The following is a 2803-nucleotide window of genomic DNA, read 5'->3' on the forward strand; positions in this document are numbered from 1 at the left end:
TCCCCCCACCCCGCGTTTCGATCTCCCTTGTCTCTAGTTCAGACGTGTGCCCTGCCGCTGTGCGCGGGGACGGGCCGAAGCCGGCTTCGGCCCGTTCCCTCTCTGTCTCGCGGGTCTCGCTTCTCTATCTCGGCGTCAGCGCTGGACGCGCGCGCTGCCGCCGCCGGCGAGCTTGGCGACCTCGGCGAGCGTCGCCGTCGTCGTGTCGCCGGGCGTCGTCATGGCGAGGGCGCCGTGCGCGGCGCCGTACTCGACGGCCTGCTGCAGCGAGCCGAGCTCCATGAGCCCGTAGGCGAGGCCGGAGGCGAACGAGTCGCCGCCGCCCACGCGGTCGAAGATCTCCAGGTCCGCGCGGTGCGTGGCCTCGACGAAGCCCTCGGCGCGCGACCAGGCGATGGCGCCCCAGTCGTTGACGGACGCAGACTTCACGCCGCGGAGAGTCGTCGCGATGACCTGGAAGTTCGGGTACGCCTCGGCGGCCGTGCCGATCATGGCGCGGAAGGCGCCGGTGTCGAGGTCGGTGAGGTTCTCGTCCACGCCCTCGACCTCGAAGCCGAGCGAGGCGGTGAAGTCCTCCTCGTTGCCGATCATCACGTCGACGTGGTGCGCCAGACGGCGGTTGACCTCGCGCGCACGCTCGACGCCGCCGATGCCCTTCCACAGGGAGGGGCGGTAGTTGAGGTCGTACGACACGATCGTGCCGTGCTTCTTGGCCGCGGTCATGGCCGCCTCGGCGACGTCCGCGGCCGACTCGGACAGCGCCGCGAAGATGCCGCCGGTGTGCAGCCAGCGGACGCCGGAGCCGAACAGGGCGTCCCAGTCCACGTCGTCGGGCTTCATCTGCGCGATCGCGGTGTTGCCGCGGTCGCTGACGCCGACGGCGCCGCGCACGCCGAAGCCGCGCTCGGTGAAGTTGAGGCCGTTGCGCACGCTACGGCCGATGCCGTCGTACTCGCGCCACTGCACCCAGGAGGTGTCGAGGCCGCCGGTGAGCATGAAGTCCTCGACGAGGCGGCCGACCTCGTTGTCCGCGAGCGCGGTGACGATCGCGCCGCGCAGGCCGAACGCGCGGCGCAGGCCGCGGGCCACGTTGTACTCGCCGCCGCCCTCCCAGACGTCGAACGAGCGGGTGGTGCGCACGCGGCGGTCGCCCGGGTCGAGGCGCAGCATGACCTCGCCGAGCGCGACGGCGTCGTAACGGCACTCGGCCGCGGGGCGGGTGGAGATCGAGGGGTTCGTCATGGTGTCGGTGCTCCTTGCAGGCTCGGCGGCGGGCTCAGACGGCGGCGGCGAGGGCCACGGCCTCGGCGGTGCGGCGGGTGATCTCGGCCCAGTCGCCGGCGGTGACAAGAGACTTCTCGACCATCCACGACCCGCCGACGGCCAGCACGGGGGCGAGGCCGAGGTAGTCGCCGAGGTTGGCGGCGCTCACGCCGCCCGTCGGCACGAACCGCAGGCCGGGGAACGGCGCGGAGAACGCCTTGATCGCGGCCGGGCCGCCCACCACGGAGGCGGGGAAGAGCTTGACGACGTCGATGCCGAGGTCGAGCGCGGCCATGATCTCGCTGGGCGTGGCGACGCCCGGCAGGACCGGCACGCCGTGCTCCTGCGCCCGGCGCACGACGGCGGCCGACAGCCCCGGCGACACGATGTAGCGCGCCCCGGCGTCCACGACGGCGTCGACCTGGTCGACCGTGGTCACGGTGCCCGCACCGACGACGACGTCGGGCTGGGCCTGCGCGACGGCGCGGATCGCGTCGATGCCGCCCGCGGTCCGCAGGGTGATCTCGGCGACGGGGAGGCCGCCGGCGACGAGCGCGTCGGCGAGGCGGGCGCCCTGGTCGGCGCCGTCGACCACGACGACGGGCACGAGGCGGTGGGCGCCGAGGGCGGCGACGACGTCGCCGGCCGGGGTCGAGGGGGAGGACATCCTGGCTCCGTTTCGCTATGGTGAACGCACGTTGTTCACTACGGAACACCTTAGAGGACCACCGTCGATGACCCAACCCCCCAGCCCGCTCGGCAGCGTGGACAAGGCGCTGCTCACGCTCGACGCCCTCGCGCGCGCCGGCGCGGGCGGCCTCGCCCTGGCCGACCTCGCCGCCCAGGTCGGCGCCAACAAGTCGACCCTGCACCGCACGCTCGCCGCGCTGCGGCACCGGGGGTACGCCGACCAGCGCCCCGACGGCGCCTACACGCTGGGCCCCGCCGTCCTCTCCCTCGGCGCCGCCTACCTCGCCGAGGACAACCTGCCCGCCCTGCTGCGCCCCGCGCTCGAGTCGTTGCGCGACGAGGTCGACGAGCTCGTGCACCTCGGCACCCTCGCCGGCCAGGAGGTCGTCTACCTCGACAAGGTGGAGCCGCAGCGACCGCTGCGCGTGTGGTCCGCCGTCGGGCGCCGCATCCCGGTCGCGACGACGGCGCTGGGCCGGGCGCTCCTGGCCGCCACGCCGGACGGCGCGCCGTCGCCCGGGCACGACGGCGAGTCCGACGCCACGCCCGATGTCACGCTGCGGGCGGCCCTCGCCGCCGCGCGGGAGCGCGGGTACGCCACCGAGACCGAGGAGAACGAGCCCGGCATCGCGTGCGTCGCCGTCGCGCTGCTGCGCGCGGGCCGGCCGGTCGCGGCGGTGAGCATCACCGCGCCCGTCGAGCGCATGACCGGCGCCGCCCGCGACGCCCGGGTGGCCGCGCTGCGCGAGCTGCTGCCGCGGGTGCTCCCGACCGGGCTGACCGTCCCCACGCCGTGGGCGGGGGGGGTTGTGGGGGGGGGGGGGGGCCGCGCCGGGGGCCGCCCGGCGCG

3 protein-coding genes are annotated in these 2803 nt (G+C 75.1%); 1 reads left to right on the forward strand and 2 read right to left on the reverse strand.

Translation table 11 applies throughout. The annotated features are described in order from the left end of the window. Positions 1 to 135: 135 nt before the first annotated feature. Positions 136 to 1242, reverse strand: a complete 1107-nt coding sequence (locus tag ABZ493_RS21710) for a sugar kinase (RefSeq protein WP_430584190.1) — start codon at positions 1240 to 1242, stop codon at positions 136 to 138. A 34-nt stretch (positions 1243 to 1276) separates the two neighbouring features. Further along, on the reverse strand, positions 1277 to 1930 hold the full coding sequence (eda, locus tag ABZ493_RS21715; protein ID WP_430584191.1) for a bifunctional 4-hydroxy-2-oxoglutarate aldolase/2-dehydro-3-deoxy-phosphogluconate aldolase: 654 nt from the start codon (positions 1928 to 1930) through the stop codon (positions 1277 to 1279). 67 nt (positions 1931 to 1997) lie between these two features. Between eda and ABZ493_RS21720 the strand changes: the two genes are divergently transcribed. Beyond that, on the forward strand, positions 1998 to 2803 hold an 806-nt coding region (locus ABZ493_RS21720), incomplete at its 3' end, for an IclR family transcriptional regulator (RefSeq protein ID WP_430584192.1).

Origin of the sequence: Isoptericola sp. NPDC019482 (genome assembly GCF_040632295.1) — a bacterium.
GTDB lineage: Bacteria > Actinomycetota > Actinomycetes > Actinomycetales > Cellulomonadaceae > Isoptericola.

Coding starts and splice junctions, on each gene's coding strand:
- eda (WP_430584191.1), bottom strand. CDS start 1,930: ATGTCCTCCCCCTCGACCCCGGCCGGCGACGTCGTCGCCGCCCTCGGC.
- ABZ493_RS21710 (WP_430584190.1), bottom strand. CDS start 1,242: ATGACGAACCCCTCGATCTCCACCCGCCCCGCGGCCGAGTGCCGTTAC.